At 35.4% G+C, this 20,540-nt stretch carries 18 protein-coding genes, 1 other RNA gene and 1 pseudogene; 11 read left to right on the top strand and 9 right to left on the bottom strand.

Annotated elements, in window-relative coordinates; translation table 11 throughout:
• The 6 genes and pseudogenes from ACP5O9_RS03830 to purF all read right to left on the bottom strand — a co-directional run.
• Positions 1 to 316: pseudogene (locus ACP5O9_RS03830) on the bottom strand (hypothetical protein); the annotation flags it as partial.
• Between the two features lie 280 nt (positions 317 to 596).
• Positions 597 to 948, bottom strand: a transfer-messenger RNA (tmRNA) gene (gene ssrA, locus ACP5O9_RS03825).
• Between the two features lie 10 nt (positions 949 to 958).
• On the bottom strand, positions 959 to 1,408 hold the full coding sequence (smpB, locus tag ACP5O9_RS03820; protein WP_353685464.1) for an SsrA-binding protein SmpB: 450 nt from the start codon (positions 1,406 to 1,408) through the stop codon (positions 959 to 961).
• Positions 1,409 to 1,445: 37 nt separating this feature from the next.
• On the bottom strand, positions 1,446 to 1,631 hold the full coding sequence (locus ACP5O9_RS03815; protein ID WP_428723457.1) for a hypothetical protein: 186 nt from the start codon (positions 1,629 to 1,631) through the stop codon (positions 1,446 to 1,448).
• 9 nt (positions 1,632 to 1,640) lie between these two features.
• A complete protein-coding gene (locus tag ACP5O9_RS03810) occupies positions 1,641 to 2,765 on the bottom strand; it encodes an aminopeptidase (protein ID WP_353685462.1) in 1,125 nt (374 codons plus the stop codon).
• Positions 2,762 to 4,174: an amidophosphoribosyltransferase gene (gene purF, locus ACP5O9_RS03805; protein ID WP_353685461.1), complete on the bottom strand. Its 1,413-nt coding sequence runs from the start codon at positions 4,172 to 4,174 to the stop codon at positions 2,762 to 2,764. Before purF ends, ACP5O9_RS03810 begins: the two co-directional genes overlap by 4 nt.
• Before the next feature lie 78 nt (positions 4,175 to 4,252).
• Here purF and ACP5O9_RS03800 point away from each other — a divergent pair, with 78 nt between their 5' ends.
• The 10 genes from ACP5O9_RS03800 to ACP5O9_RS03755 all read left to right on the top strand — a co-directional run bounded on the left by ACP5O9_RS03800 (position 4,253) and on the right by ACP5O9_RS03755 (position 16,757).
• Positions 4,253 to 8,329, top strand: coding sequence for a PEP/pyruvate-binding domain-containing protein (locus ACP5O9_RS03800; protein WP_428723456.1), 4,077 nt, complete (start codon positions 4,253 to 4,255; stop codon positions 8,327 to 8,329).
• Between the two features lie 21 nt (positions 8,330 to 8,350).
• Positions 8,351 to 9,568 (top strand): type I glyceraldehyde-3-phosphate dehydrogenase, encoded by a 1,218-nt coding sequence (locus ACP5O9_RS03795; RefSeq protein WP_424905216.1) that lies wholly within the window; start codon positions 8,351 to 8,353, stop codon positions 9,566 to 9,568.
• 14 nt (positions 9,569 to 9,582) lie between these two features.
• Positions 9,583 to 9,888: an MTH1187 family thiamine-binding protein gene (locus tag ACP5O9_RS03790; protein WP_353685458.1), complete on the top strand. Its 306-nt coding sequence runs from the start codon at positions 9,583 to 9,585 to the stop codon at positions 9,886 to 9,888.
• A complete protein-coding gene (locus ACP5O9_RS03785; RefSeq protein ID WP_353685457.1) occupies positions 9,885 to 10,721 on the top strand; it encodes a universal stress protein in 837 nt (278 codons plus the stop codon). Before ACP5O9_RS03790 ends, ACP5O9_RS03785 begins: the two co-directional genes overlap by 4 nt.
• Before the next feature lie 20 nt (positions 10,722 to 10,741).
• Positions 10,742 to 11,176 (top strand): MOSC domain-containing protein, encoded by a 435-nt coding sequence (locus tag ACP5O9_RS03780; RefSeq protein WP_353685456.1) that lies wholly within the window; start codon positions 10,742 to 10,744, stop codon positions 11,174 to 11,176.
• Positions 11,173 to 11,655, top strand: coding sequence for a MogA/MoaB family molybdenum cofactor biosynthesis protein (locus tag ACP5O9_RS03775; protein ID WP_428723455.1), 483 nt, complete (start codon positions 11,173 to 11,175; stop codon positions 11,653 to 11,655). Before ACP5O9_RS03780 ends, ACP5O9_RS03775 begins: the two co-directional genes overlap by 4 nt.
• Positions 11,652 to 12,317 carry a cytochrome c biogenesis CcdA family protein gene (locus tag ACP5O9_RS03770; RefSeq protein ID WP_353685454.1) on the top strand — a complete coding sequence of 222 codons (666 nt, stop codon included), beginning with the start codon at positions 11,652 to 11,654 and terminating at the stop codon, positions 12,315 to 12,317. Before ACP5O9_RS03775 ends, ACP5O9_RS03770 begins: the two co-directional genes overlap by 4 nt.
• A 62-nt stretch (positions 12,318 to 12,379) precedes the next feature.
• Positions 12,380 to 14,917 (top strand): leucine--tRNA ligase, encoded by a 2,538-nt coding sequence (gene leuS, locus ACP5O9_RS03765; RefSeq protein ID WP_428723454.1) that lies wholly within the window; start codon positions 12,380 to 12,382, stop codon positions 14,915 to 14,917.
• A gap of 87 nt (positions 14,918 to 15,004) precedes the next feature.
• A complete protein-coding gene (locus ACP5O9_RS03760) occupies positions 15,005 to 16,201 on the top strand; it encodes an MFS transporter (RefSeq protein WP_428723453.1) in 1,197 nt (398 codons plus the stop codon).
• A 13-nt stretch (positions 16,202 to 16,214) separates the two neighbouring features.
• Positions 16,215 to 16,757: an HD domain-containing protein gene (locus ACP5O9_RS03755; RefSeq protein ID WP_428723452.1), complete on the top strand. Its 543-nt coding sequence runs from the start codon at positions 16,215 to 16,217 to the stop codon at positions 16,755 to 16,757.
• Between the two features lie 27 nt (positions 16,758 to 16,784).
• Here the strand turns inward: ACP5O9_RS03755 and ACP5O9_RS03750 are convergent, their stop codons facing one another.
• From ACP5O9_RS03750 to ACP5O9_RS03740, 3 genes are read right to left on the bottom strand one after another with little or no spacing between them, the layout of a single operon-like run.
• Entirely contained in the window at positions 16,785 to 17,144 is a 360-nt protein-coding gene (locus tag ACP5O9_RS03750; protein ID WP_353685450.1) for a hypothetical protein, read from the bottom strand.
• A complete protein-coding gene (locus ACP5O9_RS03745; protein ID WP_428723451.1) occupies positions 17,141 to 17,785 on the bottom strand; it encodes a cytochrome b N-terminal domain-containing protein in 645 nt (214 codons plus the stop codon). Before ACP5O9_RS03745 ends, ACP5O9_RS03750 begins: the two co-directional genes overlap by 4 nt.
• Positions 17,782 to 18,255, bottom strand: coding sequence for a ubiquinol-cytochrome c reductase iron-sulfur subunit (locus ACP5O9_RS03740; protein WP_353685448.1), 474 nt, complete (start codon positions 18,253 to 18,255; stop codon positions 17,782 to 17,784). Before ACP5O9_RS03740 ends, ACP5O9_RS03745 begins: the two co-directional genes overlap by 4 nt.
• A 92-nt stretch (positions 18,256 to 18,347) precedes the next feature.
• Here ACP5O9_RS03740 and ACP5O9_RS03735 point away from each other — a divergent pair, with 92 nt between their 5' ends.
• Positions 18,348 to 20,540, top strand: coding sequence for a molybdopterin-containing oxidoreductase family protein (locus ACP5O9_RS03735; protein ID WP_428723450.1), 2,193 nt, complete (start codon positions 18,348 to 18,350; stop codon positions 20,538 to 20,540).

Raw genomic sequence — 20,540 nt, 5'->3', positions numbered from 1 at the left:
CTTCCCACTTTTTATTCCATTCAGCCTGGGTTTGTTCAAATCTCTTGTTCCATTCAGCCCATTTTTTTTCATTTTCTTCCCACTTTTTATTCCATTCAGCCTGGGTTTGTTCAAATCTCTTGTTCCATTCCTGTCTTTGTTCCTGCAATTCTTTTAGCAGTTTTTCAAATCTGTCCTCAGTCTGCTTTTTGTCAGCAAACTTCTCTTTAAAAAGTGATGATATATACTCCCTTGTTAGAGCATCCCTCTTAAGTAGTTTAGGAAGCTCTGTAATAATTATCCTCTTTATTTCCTCTTTTGTAAGCTTTGTTTGCATAATTAATACTTACTTATTCAATGGTAATTTGTCAATTGGTTATGTTTAATGTGAATTTTAAATTTTTTAGCAATATTTTAATATAGTAACCACAGAGGATGCATTAAACATTGAAAAAGAGGTATCTCAGCTGAAAAAACGACGTTTATAAGCGATAAACTATCGGATGCTAAGAGAAACCTTTCTTCTTTAACCTGGTTTATGTTTACTAAAGTAGCTTCAGTTCTGATACAGGATGTTTTAATTTTATTAAGGACAAGGAATATCATAGAGTATAATATGGTGGAGGCGGCGGGAATCGAACCCGCGTCCGAAGGTGCTACTGCTAAGCATCTACATGCTTAGTGGAAGTTTTAAGTTTCAGCTAAAGGCACGCCCTTCCACAGGCTTACCCATAGCCTACAACCCTTAAATTTTCTCTTAAGTGTCGGGTTAAACACTTAAGAGTAGCTCTGATTTATGACACCTTTCCCGAGCCTCAGAGCAGAACTCAGGAAGGCGGCTGCTTTTAATTAAGCAGCAAGTGCCAATTCTGTGTTGGCAGTTGTGTTTTTCCTACCTGTTTTACGTGGTGGCAGGAACCACGGCATGCAGCTTAGCCCTCACTACCTCCGTCGAGTCCTTTCGCCCCCTTGTTAAAGATCATTTATTTTTAAGAGTACGTTCAATTTCTCTTTGAGCTTCTTTTTTCTTAATTATATCTCTTTTTTCATATTTTTTTCTACCTCTTGCAAGGGCTATTTCAACCTTTACATAGGGACCTTTGAAGTATATCTTTAATGGGATAAGAGTGTAACCACGTTGCTGGATTTTGCCTCTCAGTCTTTCAATCTCTTTTTTATGAAGCAGTAATTTTCTCGTTCTCAACGGATCATGATTGTAAATGTTTCCATGACTGTAAGGACTTATGTGACAGTTAAGGAGCCAGGCTTCACCATCTTTTATAATTACATAACTATCTTTAAGATTTGCTTTTCCCTGTCTTAAAGACTTTACCTCAGTTCCTGTAAGAACAATTCCAGCTTCAATTGTTTCATCAATAAAATAGTCAGCATAGGCTTTTTTATTCTGGCAGACGATTTTTATTGACATTTTTAGTTAGCTCTGCTTACAGCAGAGGATTTCTTCTTCAGGCGATTACTTTACTCGCCTCAAGGATACATTTTTCAGTAACAACTCCATCAGGTGTAAATATCTGGAATTTACTGTTTTCAATATATTCAGAAACCTTCAGAGCATGTAGTATCTCAACAAGTATTTTCTGAATTTTTTCTACAGGCAAATCTTTAAACTCTATTTCAACAATGGCTTTCATAAAAACATATTATACCAGAAATTTACCTTTTTCTAAAATTTTTATTTTTTGTCCTTTTTCGTCAATGGTATATAAAGTGGGATTGAAAAATATAAAATCCTGATGGAATGGCGTTCTAATCTTGCCACCAAAGGATGAATTGTCACCCAAGGCAATATGCACTGTGCCAAGAATTTTTTCTGACTCAAGAATGTTGTCAGGCTTGCTTGCTCTGTCATTAATGCCTATGCCAAGCTCTGCTATATTTTTATTCTCAACTTTATTTAATTTTTCTTCAAGTTCTCTCTTGTAAGGCTCATTTCCTTCTATGGAAACAACTTTACCTTGCTTAACATTTAAAATCAAAGGTAAATTGAGCTTCCTTGTAGGTGCCCATTCTATTACGAGTTTTCCTTCTGCTGAGCCTTCCAGAGGTGCAAAAAATACTTCTCCAGCAGGTAAATTTCCAAAGGAACCTTTTCTGCTCAAGATTCCTGAATCAATATGAACTTTTCTTTTTCCTTTAAATAATACAATTTCTGTTCCATTTGGTGTTTCTAAATATAATTTCGAAATGCTGTCAAGAAGTTTTTTTATTGCAATCCCTCTTTTATTGAGTTTTATCCAGTCTGCGCACATGGCTCCATCAAGCATTGAGGGATCAAAAAGTGGCATACTCGCATATCTTGCACCGCATAGCTTTGTAAGAAAGTCTCTAAAATTTGTATGACTTGTAGAAAAGTTAGCAATAGCTATTACAGCATTAACAGCTTCACTGCAAAATTGTCTTATTATTTGTCTTGCTTGAAAAAGTTCTTTTTTTGAAATATTTTTGCTGAGAAGTTTTTCAAAGAGATTAGTTTTTTTAAGGCTATCTATAGCTTTGTTCCCAAAAGCAAGCCTCCATAACTGTTCTGGTGGCTCAGTTCCATGACTGCCTAAGGATGGATATTCTGCATAGATAATTTTTTTTGCAAAGTTTTTGCCAATTTTTTCAAGATGTTTTGCTATTTCTTTTAAAGTTTCTCTTCTTTTAATTTCATTCTCAGGAAGAACTTCATCTGCTCTTATAGTATCAGTAAAAATCAAAACTCGTTCATGTTTTTTTACTTTAAGATTTATCTTGTAAATGTTTATAAGAGGCTGTGTATTCATGAAAAAAGCTCAATCTGGCTTAATTTCTTAGATTCAAACTCAATAGGATATTTGCAATTAAAACATGCCATACAGTAAAACTCTGAATTGGGAATAATTTTTTTTAATCCTTCAAGGCTCAGATAACCAAGGGAGTCTGCAGTAATGTATTTTCTTATCTCTTCAATTTTATGGGATGAAGCAATTAGTTCCTGCCTTGTTGGTGTATCAATTCCATAAAAACAGGGTCCTACAGTAGGAGGTGAGCTTATTCTCATATGAACTTCCTTTGCTCCACCAAGTTCTTTTATCATTTTTACAATCTTTTTTGAAGTTGTGCCTCTTACAATTGAGTCATCAATTACAACAACTCTTTTACCCTGCAAAACTTCTCTTACAGGATTGAGCTTAATTTTAACACCAAAATGTCGGATGCTCTGTTTTGGCTCTATAAATGTTCTTCCCACATAGTGATTTCTGATTAAGCCAAATTCAAAGGGAATTCCACTTTGCTCAGCATATCCCAGCGCGGCAGGAACTCCAGAGTCTGGGACCGGAATAACTATATCAGCCTCAACAGGGTTTTCTCTCGCAAGTTGTCTGCCAAGCTCTTTTCTTACTGTGTTTACGCAGATATGGTCAAATATATAGCTGTCAGGTCTTGCAAAGTAAATAAATTCAAATACACAGTGAGCTTTTGGAGCAGAATTAAATATTTTTAAGGATTTCACTCCTTCTTCACTTATTATCAGCATTTCTCCAGGTTCAATGTCTCTTATATATGTGGCACCAATTAAATCAAAGGCACATGTCTCTGAAGCTATTACATAGGCATCTCTAAGCTGTCCCAATGACAGGGGTCTAATTCCATAGGGATCTCTGATAGCAATTAGTTCTTTTTCGTTCATCAGAAGCAATGAAAAAGCGCCTCTTACCTGTCTTACAGCATTTGCAATTCTTTCGTGCACTTCGCCATCCTTTGCTCTTGCAATAAGATGCAAAATTATCTCACTATCCGAGGTGGTTTGAAATATTGCACCATCCTTTTCAAGTTTGCTTTTTAATTTATCTATATCCACAAGATTTCCATTATGAGCAATTGCAATGCTTCCGAGAGAGTAGGTTGCCATCAATGGTTGAACATTTTCTATTGTGCTTGAACCTGTTGTTGAATATCTATTATGTCCTATTGAAATATGTCCTGGAAGATTTTTTAAAACTTTTTCATTAAATATTTCAGCAACAAGTCCGAGAGATTTTTCAAGATAAAGCTTTGTTCCATCGGATGAGCAAATTCCAGCACCTTCCTGTCCCCGATGCTGAAGAGCATAAAGACCCAAATAGGTAAGATTGGCAGCTTCAGGATGACCGAAGATACCAAAAACTCCACATTCTTCATGGATTTCATAAAAAAGGTTGCTTTTGTTCATCTTTATGTAAGGTCTTTCTTAATTTTAACACAGGAGTGCTTCTGATTACTATAAAATTTTGATATAATTAAAATGTAAATGAAGCCAGTTGTGGACAAAGATTTTGATAAAATCACTGCTATTTTTTCCTCTTATCCCGGAGTCTTAAAAAATACTATTGCCCTGATTGAAAAACTGAAATATTCTCCTTACACATCAGAGATAGCTCAGGAAATAGAAAGTCATTATGTAAAATATGCAAGTTATTATTTTAAGGATCCTCAGGGACAAGAGGCAACCTCTGCCTTAATTCACTATCTCATTGAAGGCTTTCAACAGACTGAGGAAAAACAGGCATTTTTAAAGAGCATTTTTAAAATTATCCTGAAACTTTTTGAAGAAGGTAAAGCTAATGAAAATTATTTCTATGTAAACACTATTTCAGAGGTTTTTGAATATTTTTATGCAATCCCTCTTGACCGCTACATCTGCCAGCTTGGAGTGCTGAAAAACATAGGAAGAGAAATTATAAAAAAAGGAATTAAAGAGCCTCAACTGATAAATTCTTTTGCAGTTTTTTATCAGAAATATCTTTACACATTTTATTCATTCTTTCTTTCAATTCCGCCACTTGATGAATATTTAAAAAAATTCTTTCCTCAAGGAATTACCTTCATAAAGCATGTTTATGAAGCTTTACTTAATGAAGTAGAGTCAATGGCTCAAGAAATTTCAAAAACCTATGACATCAATAGACTTATTAGTATTCCTTCTGAGGCGGAATTTTTCAACAAATTGAGAGAATTACCAAAAAATTTCTCTGATTCTGGTGATGCATGGATTAATCTGCAGACTATTGTTTACTATCATTTCTGGATACTGGATACGGAACATTTAAAAGAACTTCATGAGTTTTCTTTAAGAGAAATCGGGCGTATTTTAAAGAATTTTTTATTGCAGTTTAAAAAGATTGATATTAAAAAATTCACGCCTTTTTTAGACGCTGTTTTTTCTAAATTTGATAAATTCTTTTATCTAATGCCTGCATCTGTAATCTTTTGTCTTAATGAGATTGGCAGTGCTGTTTATAAATTGAAAACATCGGAAATCTTAAATTCCTACATAGGGCACTTAATCTCCTTAGGTTTTTATACTCCTCAGTTTAAAGGATTTTATAAAGATTACACAATAAATGTTAATCAATATCATGTAAGTAACCTCAGGTTATATTTTGATTTGATTTCAAAAAATCCTTCAGAGTCAAAGGAACTTATTGCAGCACTAAGTATTTATCTATTTTTTGGCGGTATTCATATAAAGGATACTGATCTTTTCCAGAGAGATATAACAAAGCTTCTTAATTCTGATATTTCTCAAGTATTTTACCTTGTAAAGCCACTTCTCAGAAAAATCCCTGTTTACTTTAATGAAATAAATGCAGAAGGTCAATTAAGAACAGTTTCAACTGAGGTTGATGAAATCTTTAAGAGAAAAGACCCTCTTATGCATTTTATAAGAAAACAGATTCATGTAGAAAGCAGCCCCCTTTTGCTTGAGCTACTGGAAAAAACAATACAATTCTGGATTACTGCTGATAGAAAAATTCTCACCCCTTATGTCTCTGAAGAAATTTTGAAAGATCTTAATTTGATAGAGGAACATTTAAAGGAGCTTCAGTATTTATTTAAAAAGCTCGTGCAGGATTCCACCTTAGAGAGAATTCTTTTCACTCAATTAAATATGCTGGTAAGTAAGGTTGAATCCTTTCCTGTCAGCAAGACTGTTAAAAACAAGGCAATATTAACAATAAGGCTCTATCAACTACTTCATGCAAAATATAAAACAGAACTTGTTGAGATTGAAAGCTTTTTAAAAGAGGCTTTTTATTATGGTTTGCCTGATGCAAGTTTTTTAATTGATGTTTTACGAGACAGTTCCTTATCCAGAAAGGTTGACTCCCTTGTAACATATCTTGAGAGTCTTAAAAATATCATACTTTCACAGGAAAAATACGAAGCTATTGAAGATATAACACATAAAAGACATATTGTCGCTGGAATCCCATCTGTTTCAGGAAGATATAGTGAGAGAAAATTTAATGCTCTTTCTTTTTTCCTGAGATTAGAAAGCTTGCTTAACAGTCTTCTTGATGAAATTGAACAATCCATAGACCTGAGTTTCATTACACGGGCAACCCTTTTCAGGATAGAGAAGTATCTTAAACTTTTTGGCAGAATTCTTGAACTCAATGGAATTTTCTCGCAGAAATACATTAATACTCTATCAATGCTTTCTGTTGCTCTTGAAATAAGAAGATTTACATTCTCACAGTACATGGATATTTTCAGAACTCTTGCAGAATCTGTAAGTGACATTGTAAATACATACTGCATGGCACCTTATAAAAAATGGCTAAAAAAAATAATAATGAAATTTTCAAATAATATGGAAGACACAGAACTAAAAGACTTTGAACTTGTCAATGCTCTCTCAGAAAAATTCTTAAGAGAGATGGTTATGCAGTATCCTGGATTAAGTCAGCTTGACAGATTAATAAGTAGAATTATCAAGGCTTCCTATAATCAGGCAGAAAAGTTAACTTACAGAGACCTTGACCTTTTAATGACATATGATCCGAAAAAAATTTTGTGTGATATCTATCATCCAAGAGAAGAAATCAACGATAGGATTCATCTTGGGAATAAAGGGCATAATTTAATCAGGCTTACAAATAAAGGAATCTCTGTCCCTCCAGGATTTATTTTGACAACAGAGGTCTTCCGTTGCAGAGAAGCAATAAATAATTTTGAACCTGTTAAAGAACATTTGACAAGGGAAATTCATTCAGCCATGAAAAGGCTTGAATTGTTTACAAAGAAAACCTTTGGAGATTCAGCAAATCCTTTACTGGTTTCTGTAAGAAGTGGTGGGGCTATATCAATGCCTGGAATGATGAATTCTTTTTTAAATGTGGGAATAAATGAAAAAATCATAGAAGGACTTATAAAACACACAGGCAAGCCCTGGTTTGTCTGGGATAGTTACAGAAGATTTTTACAGTGCTGGGGAATGTCTTTTGGACTGGATAGAGATGATTTTGACAATATTATCAATGATTTTAAAAAGAAATACAAAGCAGAATTTAAGATTCAGTTTACACCTTCACAGATGAAAGAAGTGGCAATGGCATACAAAGAGTTTATCTTATCAAGAGGTATTTACATAGAAGAAGATCCATGGAGACAACTGGAAATAGCAATTTCACAGGTTTTTAATTCCTGGTATTCAGACAAGGCAAAGGCTTACAGAGAAATTCTTGGAATTTCTGAAGACTGGGGCACAGCTGCCATTGTTCAGAAGATGGTATTTGGAAATCTTGATACAAATTCTGGCTCTGGTGTTTTATTCACACGAAATCCTAAGGAATCCACAGATACGCTCATATTATGGGGTGATTATACTCCAGGAGCTCAGGGTGAAGACATTGTTTCTGGACTGGTAAAAACTTATCCTATTTCAGTGCAGCAGAAAATTATTGAGGGAAGAGAAACTGAAAAATCCCTTGAAGAAGCTTTCCCTGAAATTTATGAATCTCTGCAGGAAATCGCTGAAAAGTTGATTTACAGAGAAAGATGGGATCATCAGGAAATTGAGTTTACCTTTGAAGGAAGAGGTAAAAATGACCTGTATATTCTTCAGACAAGGGAAATGAGTTATGCCAGAAGACAGCTGATGACAGTTTTTATTCCAGGAGAATCTTTAAATGAAAGTAAGCTTGGCACAGGCATTGGTGTAAGCGGTGGAGCTCTTTCTGGCAGGATTGTTTTTGATATTGAAGACATAAAAGAATTTAAACAAAAAGAACCAGAAACACCACTTATACTTGTTCGAGCCGATACTGTTCCTGATGATATTGTTCACATTGCCTCAGCAGATGGAATACTTACAGCAAGAGGAGGCTCTACATCACATGCATCCATAATTGCCACAAAACTTGGTAAAACCTGTGTGGTTGGTTTTTCAAGGATGATTGTTTATCAAAATGAGAAAAAATGTAGAATTGGTAAAAAGATACTTAAAAAAGGGGATTTCATAAGCATTGATGGCAGAAATGGGTTGGTGTATTTTGGAAAGCATCCAAGACAAACAATTTATCTTTCTACAGAGTATTTTTAAAACTAAAAAGGAGGTTTAAAAATGATTTTGGGGATTAATGGTTTGGGAAGAATTGGTAAGCTTACTTTATGGCATCATGTGGGAAGAAAACATTTTTCTCAGATTGTCGTTAATCTTGGTAGAAAAGTTGGTCAATCTTTAAAAGATGTTGCTTTTTATATTGAGCATGACTCCACCTATGGCAGGCTTCATAATTATCTTTACGGTTATCGTTCAAAATCAGTTATAGAAAAAATTGATGAAGCAAATTCTACAATTGTTATTGACGGAATCCCGGTAAAAGTTCTTACTGAAAATAGAAATCCTAAAGACATTGGATGGGAAAAACACGGAGTAAGACTTGTTGTTGACACAACAGGAAAATTCCTTGATCCCACATTGCCCTCTGATGCAAAAGATGGCTCAGTAAGAGGACATCTTGAATCAGGAGCCTACAAAGTACTGGTTAGCGCTCCTTTTAAAATCAAAGACAAAGCCAAGGACATTCCAGAAGACTCTGTTACAGTAATAATGGGAATTAATGAAGAGATGTATGACAGTAAAAAACACATTATTATTTCAGGTGCATCATGCACTACCACCTGTTTAGCCCATATGATGAAACCTCTTCTTGATTATTTCGGAGCTGAAAGAATCCTCAGTGTTTCAATGGCAACTGTTCATGCAGTAACAGCCTCTCAACAGGTTCTTGACAGAGTTCCAAAAACAGATGCGAAGGATTTAAGAAAGATTCGTTCTGCAATGAACAACATAATTCTTACAAGCACAGGAGCAGCAAAAACTCTTGCACTTGTTTTACCAGAAATGAAAAATATAGGATTTATTGCTCAATCTGTAAGAGTGCCTGTTGTAACAGGATCATTAATAATACTTGTTGTTGCCTTTAGAGATGAAGAAAGCAATATCATTAATGGAGAACTTATAAATAGCATTTACAGGGAAGCTGCAGAAAGGGAAAAAAGAGGATATCTACTTTTCACAGATGATCAGAAAGTATCTACTGATATAATTGGATTTTTTGGTCCTGCAGCAATAATTGAAGGAAGTGAAACTCACACAAGAACAGCCATGATTACTCTTGATATATCAAAAATGTGCGGTATTGGTTCGCCAAAGGTTGATAAATTGCAGATTCCTGTAACTCAGGCAGTAATTTATGGCTGGTATGACAATGAGCTTGGCAGTTACACAAACATGCTTGGTGATCTTACAGTAAAAATTGCTCGAGATGTATATTAAAATTGGAGGATAAAATGATTGCACAATTTAGCATAGTTCCATTAGGAGTTGGAGTAAGTGTTAGTAGTTATGTAGCAAAGGTCATTAAAATTGTTGATGAAAGCGGGCTTCCTTATAAACTTCATGCAATGGGAACAATTGTAGAGGGACAGTGGGATGAAGTAATGGGTCTTATAAAAAAATGTAGAGATGCACTGATGCAGGAAGTGGAAAGAATTGTAATTGATATAAAAATTGATGACAGGAAAGCTGCCAAAGGAAGAATTGAGGCAAAGGTGAGGTCAGTTGAAGAAAAACTTGGCAGACCGGTGAAAAAATGAATATAGAGAAAATTTATGTTGCTATAGATTTTAAACCTGCTACCCCGAGCGTGCTTTCATATGCAGTCTGGCTTAAGGATACTTTTGATTGTGAAAGCATCTGTCTCTTTCATATAATGGAGTATACTCTTACTCCACCTGCATATTTAATGCCTTACATTAGCAGAGAAAGAAAGAAGATTGAAGAGAAACTTAAATCACTGGCTGAAGAGCTTGGTAGATACAGATTAAATGTGGATTTTAAAGTTGCTTTTGGAAGGCTAATTGAAAGCATAAAAGAAGTTATAAAAGATGAAAAAGCTTTTGCAGTAATGGGATTTAAAACACATATCACAAGACCTTCCACTTCTGAAAGAATTCTTAAAGGATTGAAAGTCCCTGTTTTGATTGTGAAGGCAGAGGAGTTTAAAGAGATCAGTCCTGAGGCTATAAAAATAAAAAAAATTCTATGCCCTTTAGATTTTTCTACTTATTCATTAAAAGCTTTAGAGATTGCCAGGAAAATAGCAAATAAATGGGGTTCTGAATTAAAGATTTTACATGTTGTGCCAGAGCAGAAGATAAAAGGGATTATTGAAGAACCTTTAGAGATAGAAAAATATATCGAATATCTAAAACAACAAGCTCGTGAGGAGATTCAAAAAATAAACAAAAGCCTGAATTATGAGGTTGTCTCAGGCAATCCGGCGGAAGAAATCCTAAAAAAAATAAAGGACATAGATCTGGTGGTAATTGGTTCTAAAGGAAGGTCCTACACAGAGTCGGTAATAATTGGAAGTGTTGCTGAAAGTATTATAAAAAATTCTGTAAAACCTGTTTTGATTGTTTCTTAAATTTGTTTTATAATGCTATTATGATTGGTAAAGTTGTTTCAATAAACATAAGCAAAAACAAAGGAACAACAAAAAAATCTGTTTCAGAGGCAATTGTTATTGAAAACTCTGGAATTGAAGGAGATGCCCATGCAGGCTCCCACTGGCACAGGCAAATTAGTCTTCTATCCGTTGAAAGTATTGAGAAAATGAGGGCAAAAGGTTTAAATCTCAATTATGGAGATTTTGCAGAAAACATTACCACTGAAGGAGTTGATTTAATAAGCCTTCCTATAGGAACAAAGATAAAGATCGGAGAATGTATCCTTGAGATTACTCAGCACGGTAAAAGCTGTCATAGTAAATGTGAGATTTTTAAAACTGTTGGTGACTGCATTATGCCAAAAGAAGGAGTTTTTGCAAGGGTTTTAAAAGGAGGAAAAATTAAAGTTGGAGATGAGATATTAAAGCTATGAAGTACAAAGTTGCCATAATTACTGTTTCTGATAAAGGCTCAAAAGGTGAAAGACAAGACATGAGCGGAAAAGTTATTGAGGAGATGGTTCATTCATGGGCAGATGTTGTTTTTTACAAAATAGTTCCTGATGAAAAGGAAGAAATAAAAAAGGCAATTCTTGAAGCAACAACTCAGGCAGATTTAGTTTTCACAAATGGTGGAACAGGGCTTCACCCAAGAGATGTAACCCCTGATGCAACCCGTGAAATTATTGAAAAGGAGGTTCCTGGAATTGCAGAGGCTATGAGATGGGAAGGATACAAGAAAACAAAGACTGCAATCCTTTCAAGAGCAATTGCAGGTATAAGAGAAAAAACCTTAATAATAAATCTTCCTGGAAGCCCGAAAGCTGTAAGAGAATCCCTGCAGACAATAATGGATGCACTTGCCCATGCAATTGACAAACTCAAGGGAGACCCTTCTGAGTGCGGTAGATGAATGAGATAACACTGATTGCAGCTTTTGCAGGTGGATTTTTAAGCTTTTTTTCTCCATGTATTTTGCCTTTACTCCCTGTATACATTTCACTATTTTCAGGACTCTCAATAACTGAAATATCTCAGGGTAGTTCTAAACTCCGTATTTTATTTCACACTCTTTTATTTATTGCCGGTTTTTCCACTGTATATCTTGCTCTTGGTGCTGGAAGTTCTCTTATCGGAAGTCTTTTTTTTGACTATCAATATTATTTGAAAATTATTGGTGGAGTTTTTCTTATTCTGTTTGGTTTTTTACTTTTAGGACTCATAAGATCAGGAATTTTTTTAAGAGAATTCAGATTAAATCTGAAAATTCAAAAATTTGGTAGCCCATTGGGAGCCTTTCTTATAGGTTTGGGTTTTGCAGCAGGATGGTCACCCTGCATAGGACCTTTGCTTGGAAGTATTTTAATCTATTCAGGCATGAGTGGCAGCGTTATTACAGGATTAAAGATGCTTGGAGCATACTCACTTGGTATAGCAATTCCTTTTTTAGTATTATCTTTATTAATCAATGCCCTGATGCAATATTTGAAAAGATTTATGAAATTTTTTAAATGGATGAATTATGCCATTGGCTTTATTCTAATTTTTTTAGGCTTATTCATGATTTTTCAGTAAAATGTTTGAATTTTTAGCATTTTTCTCTATATAATAACCAAAAAAACTGGGGAGGAAGAGGCATGCTATCGAATTATGATCCAGGCGAAATAGAGACAAAATGGCAAAAAATATGGCTTGAACAAAAAATTTTTGAAGTAAATGAAGAAAAATCAAAACCAAAATTTTATTGTCTTGAGATGTTTCCCTATCCAAGTGGAAGAATTCATATGGGTCATGTCCGGAACTATGCAATTGGTGATGTTATTGCAAGATACAAAAGGATGAAAGGCTTCAGCGTGCTTCATCCAATGGGATGGGATGCCTTTGGCCTTCCTGCAGAAAATGCTGCCATAAAGCACGGAGTACATCCTGCAAAATGGACTTACGAAAACATTGATTACATGAAAAGTCAGCTTATAAAACTTGGCTTGAGCTATGACTGGAGGCGTGAAGTTACCACATGCACTCCTGAATACTATAGATGGAATCAATGGATATTTCTCAAGCTTTACGAAAAAGGGCTTGCATACAGAAAATCATCCTTTGTCAACTGGTGTCCTTCCTGTGCCACAGTGCTTGCCAATGAGCAGGTAATTGATGGAACCTGCTGGAGATGTGAGTCTCAGGTTGAACAGAAGGAGCTTGAGCAGTGGTTTTTAAGAATTACTGCCTATGCAGAAGAACTGCTTCAGGATTGTGATAAACTTACTGGATGGCCTGAAAAGGTTCTTACAATGCAGCGTAACTGGATTGGGAAAAGTGAAGGTGTTGAAGTTGATTTTCCAATTGATGGAATGAATGATGCATTAAGAATTTTTACAACCCGTCCTGATACAATATTCGGTGTAACATTCATGTGTATATCACCAGAGCATCCCTTTGCAGAGAGGCTCTGCGAGGACAGGGAAGCTTTAAAGAGAATAAGAAGGCTTCAGCGTGAGCCTGAGATTAAAGAAGGTTTATTCACTGGAAAATATGCAATAAATCCCCTTAACGGAGAAAAAGTTCCCATATGGATTGCCAACTTTGTTTTGATGGAATACGGAACAGGAGCAATAATGAGCGTTCCAGCCCACGACCAGAGGGATTTTGAATTTGCTGTAAGATACGGGCTTCCTATAAAAGTCGTCATAAAGCCTGTTGATAAAGATTTGCCTGAGCCTTTAAAAGAGGCATACGAAGAACAAGGAGTTATGGTTAATTCAGGAGCTTTTTCAGGGCTTCCATCAGCAGAGGGTAAAAAAGCAGTTGCAGACTACATTGAGGACAAAGGGCTTGGTAAAAAAACTGTTAATTACAGGCTTCGTGACTGGGGAATCTCGAGGCAGCGTTACTGGGGAACACCAATTCCCATAATCTATTGTGACAACTGTGGCATTATTCCTGTACCTGAGAAAGACCTTCCAGTGATACTTCCTGAAAATGTGAATCTTACAGGGAAGGGCGAGTCTCCTCTTAAATATGTTGAAGAATTTTATAAAACACGCTGTCCTCGTTGTGGGGGAGATGCTCGCAGAGAAACAGATACAATGGATACCTTTGTTGACTCTTCATGGTATTTTGTCCGATACTGCTCTTTGCAAGATGAGGAGGCTTTTCATAAAGAAAAAATAAAATACTGGATGCCTGTTGATCAGTACATCGGTGGAGTGGAGCATGCTGTGCTACATCTTCTTTATGCGAGATTTTTCACAAAGGTGCTTCGTGATTTAGGAATTGTTCCCTTTGATGAACCATTTCAAAGACTTCTTACACAGGGAATGGTCTGCATGGAAAGTTACCGCTGCCCGGAGCATGACTGGCTTTTTCCAAAGGAAGTGAAAGATGGAAAATGCATCCACTGTGGAAAACATGTGCAAACAGGAAGAGTGGAGAAGATGTCAAAGTCAAAGAAAAACATTGTTGATCCTGATGAGATGATTGAAACTTACGGAACAGATACAGTAAGGGTTTTCACACTCTTTGCAGCACCGCCTGAAAAAGACCTTGAATGGTCTTCCCAGGGCGTTGAAGGTGCACATAGATTTTTAAAGAGAGTGTATGCCCTGTTTTATAAAAATCATGGATGGCTTAAAGAGGAGACTCATACTGAAAGCATTGATCCCTTTAGCCTTCAGCCTTCAGCTTTCAGTCTCTTAAGCCTTATTCATCGCACAATAAAGCGTGTTACCCTTGACATAGAAAAGGAATACCAGTTTAACACAGCCATTGCAAGGCTCATGGAGTTTGTTAATGAGGTTTACAACTATGAACCAAAAACTGATGAAGACCGCAAAGTATTTAAATTCGCCCTTAAAAACTTCCTCCTTCTTCTAAGCCCATTTGCACCTCACATTGCTGAGGAACTCTGGCATGAAATGGGAGAAAAAGGTTTTATCCTCAATGAATCATGGCCTTCCTATGATGAAGAGCTTGCAAAAGAGCAAATGGTAGAGCTTGTTGTTCAGATAAATGGCAAGGTTCGTTCAAAGATAATGATTCCACAAGGATTAAGTGATGAAGAAGTGGTAAAAATTGCCCTTGATGATGAAAAAGTAAAGCAATGGATAAATGGTAAAGAAATCCTTAAAGTAATCCCTGTAAAAGGCAAGCTGGTCAACATCGTGGTGAAAGGATAGAGTAAACTTATCCTGTCAAGAATCTCTTTGGTAAGCCTCTCTTAGGCACCGAAGAGGTTCTTTTTTATTAAAATGATATAATAAAAAATGTCCCATCCTTTGAAAATTAAAGAATTTAGAGCCTACTGGATAGGTCAGGTCATATCTCTAAGTGGCACATGGATGCAGCATATAGCACAGAGCTGGCTTGTTTATGTTCTTACAAAATCTGCCTTTTATCTTGGTTTGATTTCCTTTCTTGCTTCATTTCCCACACTGCTTTTTACTTTATTTGGAGGTGTGGTAGCTGATAGATATCCACGAAGAAATATTTTAATTGTCACTCAGACTTTCTCAGCTCTGCCTGCTGTGGTAATTGGAGTACTAATTCATTTAAACCTTATAAATATCTGGCATATTGCTATTGCTTCTTGTGTTCTCGGAATAGCTACAGCTTTTGATATGCCAGCAAGGCAGGCTTTTATAACTGAAATAGTCTATCCGGACATGATTACTTCTGCTGTAGCAATGCAGTCAATATCTTTTAATATTGCAAGAATCGTAGGACCAATGCTTGCAGGATTTATTGTAGCTCACTTAAATTTTTACATGTGTTTTTATTTAAATGCATTAAGCTTTCTTCCACTTATTTTTATTCTTTTCAGTATTAAATTAAATTTTTCAACTTCCTCAATCCATGTTTCCTTTAAAGAGAGTTTAAAAGAGGGATTGTATTTTATTCTTAAAAACAGACAAATTTTAAATATAATTTGCTCTGTGGGAATTTTTACATTATTCGGACTTTCTTTTATGACTATACTGCCGATAATAGCTGGAGAGATATTAAAAGTGGAAGCAAAGGGATTTAGTATGATAGTGTCATCCGTTGGCGTAGGTTCGCTTCTGTCAGGTATTTTCATAGCTTTAAGGCGAGACATACCGGAGAAATTGAACCATATTTTCAGAGCTTCTCTTTTGTTTCCAATAGGACTTTTTGGAGTTACCCTCTCTCATAATATTTATTTAACAATTGGATTTGCATTTTTACTTGGCGTTGCTTTTGTTAATTTTTTTACTGTAAGTAACAGTTTTATTCAACATCTAACAGAGCAAAGACTTAGAGGGAGAGTAATGAGCTTTTTTGCCTTTGTTTTTCTTGGATTTACACCTATAGGCAATCTTCTTGTTGGAGCATTAGTTGAAAAATTTGGAGTTAAGACAGTGCTTGAAATTTACTCTTTGATATGCCTCGCAGGAGGAGTTATTTTTCTTAAAATCTTACCAGCTCAATTAAAAAGTTCATGATATAATAAATTTTATGGATCCTTTTGAAATCATAAAAAAATACTACAATCCTCAGAGCATGGCATATAAAATACTCATAAATCATTCAAAAGCAGTTGCAGAAAAGGCTTTAAAAATCGCAGAAAAATTTAATGTAGACAAACAGTTTATTTATGAAGCAGCGATGCTTCATGATATTGGGATTTTTATGACAAATACTCCAAAACTTGACTGTCATGGAAGATTTCCCTATATTGCTCATGGATATCTTGGTCGGGAAATTCTTGAAAAAGAGAGATTTCAAAAGCATGCTCTTGTCTGTGAAAGACATACAGGAGTTGGAATAACAATGGAAGAGATAATCAAAAAAAATCTTCCCCTGCCTCATAGAGACATGGTTCCTGTTACAATGGAAGAAAAAATAATTGCCTATGCAGACAAATTCTTTTCAAAAGAATCTGACGGATCTGTAAGAGTAAGAACTGTGGAGGAAATAATAAAAGACCTTTCAAGATACGGTGAGGAAAAGGTAAAAATTTTTAAAGAATGGCTTAATTTGTTCGAGAGAGATGACTAAGCAGCTTCAATATACCCCTATGGGCTATTATGATAAAGCTTGAATTATGGTGGTTACAATAAATAGAAGTAGAAAAATTAGTCCGATAAATGATGTTAATTTCCATCCAATTTTTTTCTCAAGCCATGGAATTAACATGAGAAAGGCTATTAATGTAAAAGGCAGTAAAACTCCACCGATGAAAATTTTATCAGTTGAGAAAAATTTTAACAGATAAAACAGCCAGAGATAATACCACTCAGGACGAGGTTGATAGGCTGCTGTGAAATCAATTTCTCTGCCAATCACAGGAGGAAAAAGGAATGCCAGTATAAGAATTATTTCAAAAGTAATAATTGCAAAGAACAGAATTTCAATAAGATAATCAGGGTAAAATTTCTTTTTCATAAAGGCTTTGATATGCCAAGTTTTTTAATCATATGAAAATGTGCCCATAAAAGAAGAATTATAATCATGGGAAACCACAGCACATGAAAACTGTAAAACCTTGAAAGAGTAGTTGCTGTTACATCATATCCGCCTCTTACAATTAGTAAAAGAGTCTCTCCCACTATTGGTATGCTTCCAATAATGTTTGTTCCTACAACAGTTGCCCAATAGGCTTTCTGATCCCATGGAAGAAGATAACCAGTAAAGCCTTCAAACATCACAATTATGAATATAATAACTCCAACAATCCAGTTTAATTCCCGGGGAGGCCTATAACTCCTGGTAATAAAAACTCTTATTGAGTGAATTATAAGGCTTACAATAAGCACATTAGCAGACCATTTATGAATTCCCCGCATTAGTTTTCCAAGATATACTTCTTCATGAATTTTCTGAATGCTTAAATAAGCTTCTTTTTCAGAAGGAGTATAGTAAAATGATAGAAAAAGCCCGGAGAGCAAACATATTAAAAATGCTGTAAAGGCAATTCCACCAAAACAGTAAAAATAATTAATTCCCTCTGGAATATCTCTTTCAAAAATTCCTCTATGGGCTGATTTTAATCTGAATCTGTCAAGAAACCAATCAACAACTTTCATAGTTTTATCCCTATAAAAATTTTACCGTTTTCCATCTTAATAGGAAGTCTATGAAGAGCATTTTTCGGAGGACCATCAATTACCTTCCCTTCTATATCATATCTACCACCATGGCATGGACATATGAATTCATTTACGGTTCTGTCAAAATTTACAAAACAGCCAAGATGGGTGCATACAGGGCTAATAGCGATAATTGAATTATTTTTATTAACCAGAAATATTTTTATTAACTTTCCTTCCTCCACAGCAATGTCTACTTTTTTTACACCTTCCTTAGGAATTTTATCCTCTGAGATTTCAAAAAAATTGAGAGGTCTATTTTTTGGTTTTTTAGGCTTTAAAAAAATTAAACCAGTAACTGCAAATAAAAGCCCAGCAATTAAAAAAATAAAGTTTATTATCTTTTTTAAAAAAAGCCTTCTTTTTTGGTTATGCAAATTATTATCATTTAAAGCAATTTTTTCCATACCCATATATCCTATTTAAAAAATCTATTGACAAAAAATTTTTTAGCTACTATTATTTATACATAGTATAACAAAAATAAGGGGGTGAAGGTATGACCATTACCCGAAGAGATTTTCTAAAAATTGCAGCTGCAACAGGTGGTGTAGCTGTAGCTGGAACTTCAGTGGTAACTTCTGTTTTAGGTCTTGGTAAAAAGCCTGTCTCATTACCCCAATATGTGCCCACTACATGTGAGATGTGTTTTTGGCGGTGTGGCGTTATTGCAAAGGTTGTGGATGGTAAAGTTGTAAAGCTTGATGGAAATCCGCTTCATCCAAATTCTCGTGGTAAATTATGTGCAAGAGGTCATGGTGGAATAGGCCTTCTTTATGACTCAGACAGATTAAAAACTCCACTTATAAACACAGGCAAAAGAGGAGAGGCAAAGTTTAAAAAAGTTTCATGGGATGAAGCACTTGGATTTGTGGCAGATAAAATGCAGAAAATTAAAGCACAGTATGGAGCAGAATCAATAGCTCTTCTTACACATGGAACAATATCAACCTATTTTATGCATCTTCTTCAGGCTTTTGGTTCGCCAAATTTTGCAATGCCTTCCTTTGCTTTGTGTAGAGGAGCTCGAGGTGTTGCCTTTGAAGTCACCTATGGAGAAGATGTTGGCAATCCTGAAAGACTCGATATTCAAAACAGCAAAGTAGTGGTGCTCATAGGTAGTCATCTCGGAGAAAATGCTCATAACTCTCAGTGTCAGGAATTTGCTGAGGCAGTGGGTGAGGGGGCTACTGTAATAGTTGTAGATCCAAGATTTTCAACTGCTGCTAGTAAGGCAAAATACTGGTTACCAATAAAACCAGCCACTGATCTGGCACTTTTACTTAGCTGGATAAACTTGATAATTCAGGAAGAACTTTATGATAAAGAATATGTAGCAAAATACACTGTAGGTTTTAATGAAGTTGCCCAGGCTGTAAAGGAATATACGCCAGAATGGGCAGAGAAGGAAACGGAGATTCCAGTTAGCTTAATTGTTCAGACAGCAAGAATAATCGGGAAAAATAAACCTCATGTTTTGATACATCCTGGAAGACACACTGCCTGGTATTCAGACAATGTTCAGCGTCAGCGTGCTGTTGCCATATTAACAGCACTTCTTGGAGCCTATGGAAGACCTGGTGGAATATATCTCAGTCCAAAGAAAAAACTTGAACCAGTGTTTCTTTCAGAAAAAGATTATCCAGCACCACAAAAACCAGCAATAAACAAAGGCAATTATCCTTTTGCAGGAGAAGAAGGAGTAACCCATGCAATTGTTAAATCTACATTAACAGAACAACCCTATCCAATAAAAGCTTGGTTTATTACAGGAACAAACATAATGAAAGCAATGCCAAATCAAAGGGATACATTGCAAGCTGTTCAGAAACTTGACCTTCTTGTAGCAGTTGACATGATGCCCTATGATGGAGTAATGCTTGCTGATGTCGTGCTTCCTGAATGCACCTATCTTGAGCGTCACGATGATTTATTCACTGTTAAGGAAAGAGCTTTTGGAGTTTCAATTCGCCAGCCTGTTGTACAGCCAATGTATGATACCAAGCCAGGCTGGTGGATAGCAAAGGAACTCGGTAAAAGACTTGGTCTTGAAGAATACTTCCCATGGAATACCTTTGAAGATTTCTTAAAAATGAAGTGTCAAACCTGGGGGATAGATTATAGTGAGCTTGTAAAAAATGGATACATAAGTTTTCCAGAAAGTGAAAAGCCTTACATAACAGCTGATAATCAGCCAAAATTCAAAACACCCTCAGGAAAGATTGAACTTTACAGTAAAGAATTAAAAGAAAAAGGATTTGATCCTGTTCCAAAGTATACAAAGCATCCTCAGCCAGCAGAAGGCTGGTTTAGATTAATATATGGAAGAGCTCCAGTTCATACTTTTTCAAGAACAACGAATAATCCATCTCTTTGGGAACTAATGAAGGAAAATGTTGCCTGGGTAAATGCAAAGGTTGCAAAGAAAATGGGACTTAAAAATGGAGAATACATTATATTGATAAATCAAGATGGTGTGAAATCCAATAAAGTTCGGATAAAAATTACAGAGAGAATCAGACCAGATTGTATTTATCTTGTTCATGGATTTAGCACTACATCAAAACTTCTACATAGAGCATACCTTAGGGGTGCTGATGATCAGCAGTTGATAACGAGATATGATATTGACTCGATTTCTGGAAGTGTTGGTATGAGAGTTAATTTTGTAAAAATTGCTAAGGAGGTCTGA

The organism is Thermodesulfovibrio sp. (genome assembly GCF_049969575.1).
GTDB classification, from domain to species: Bacteria; Nitrospirota; Thermodesulfovibrionia; order Thermodesulfovibrionales; family Thermodesulfovibrionaceae; genus Thermodesulfovibrio; species Thermodesulfovibrio obliviosus.
Note: the sequence above shows the minus strand (reverse complement) of the source record. Positions and strands in the feature narration are given on the sequence as shown.

What these genes read in the sequence shown, in the direction of transcription:
- ACP5O9_RS03750 (WP_353685450.1), bottom strand. Translation starts at nt 17,144, where the DNA reads ATGAAAAAGAAATTTTACCCTGATTATCTTATTGAAATTCTGTTCTTT.
- ACP5O9_RS03810 (WP_353685462.1), bottom strand. Translation starts at nt 2,765, where the DNA reads ATGAATACACAGCCTCTTATAAACATTTACAAGATAAATCTTAAAGTA.
- ACP5O9_RS03760 (WP_428723453.1), top strand. Translation starts at nt 15,005, where the DNA reads ATGTCCCATCCTTTGAAAATTAAAGAATTTAGAGCCTACTGGATAGGT.
- ACP5O9_RS03755 (WP_428723452.1), top strand. Translation starts at nt 16,215, where the DNA reads ATGGATCCTTTTGAAATCATAAAAAAATACTACAATCCTCAGAGCATG.
- ACP5O9_RS03815 (WP_428723457.1), bottom strand. Translation starts at nt 1,631, where the DNA reads ATGAAAGCCATTGTTGAAATAGAGTTTAAAGATTTGCCTGTAGAAAAA.
- ACP5O9_RS03735 (WP_428723450.1), top strand. Translation starts at nt 18,348, where the DNA reads ATGACCATTACCCGAAGAGATTTTCTAAAAATTGCAGCTGCAACAGGT.
- ACP5O9_RS03795 (WP_424905216.1), top strand. Translation starts at nt 8,351, where the DNA reads ATGATTTTGGGGATTAATGGTTTGGGAAGAATTGGTAAGCTTACTTTA.
- ACP5O9_RS03790 (WP_353685458.1), top strand. Translation starts at nt 9,583, where the DNA reads ATGATTGCACAATTTAGCATAGTTCCATTAGGAGTTGGAGTAAGTGTT.
- ACP5O9_RS03785 (WP_353685457.1), top strand. Translation starts at nt 9,885, where the DNA reads ATGAATATAGAGAAAATTTATGTTGCTATAGATTTTAAACCTGCTACC.
- ACP5O9_RS03780 (WP_353685456.1), top strand. Translation starts at nt 10,742, where the DNA reads ATGATTGGTAAAGTTGTTTCAATAAACATAAGCAAAAACAAAGGAACA.
- ACP5O9_RS03740 (WP_353685448.1), bottom strand. Translation starts at nt 18,255, where the DNA reads ATGGAAAAAATTGCTTTAAATGATAATAATTTGCATAACCAAAAAAGA.
- ACP5O9_RS03770 (WP_353685454.1), top strand. Translation starts at nt 11,652, where the DNA reads ATGAATGAGATAACACTGATTGCAGCTTTTGCAGGTGGATTTTTAAGC.
- smpB (WP_353685464.1), bottom strand. Translation starts at nt 1,408, where the DNA reads ATGTCAATAAAAATCGTCTGCCAGAATAAAAAAGCCTATGCTGACTAT.
- ACP5O9_RS03745 (WP_428723451.1), bottom strand. Translation starts at nt 17,785, where the DNA reads ATGAAAGTTGTTGATTGGTTTCTTGACAGATTCAGATTAAAATCAGCC.
- purF (WP_353685461.1), bottom strand. Translation starts at nt 4,174, where the DNA reads ATGAACAAAAGCAACCTTTTTTATGAAATCCATGAAGAATGTGGAGTT.
- leuS (WP_428723454.1), top strand. Translation starts at nt 12,380, where the DNA reads ATGCTATCGAATTATGATCCAGGCGAAATAGAGACAAAATGGCAAAAA.
- ACP5O9_RS03800 (WP_428723456.1), top strand. Translation starts at nt 4,253, where the DNA reads ATGAAGCCAGTTGTGGACAAAGATTTTGATAAAATCACTGCTATTTTT.
- ACP5O9_RS03775 (WP_428723455.1), top strand. Translation starts at nt 11,173, where the DNA reads ATGAAGTACAAAGTTGCCATAATTACTGTTTCTGATAAAGGCTCAAAA.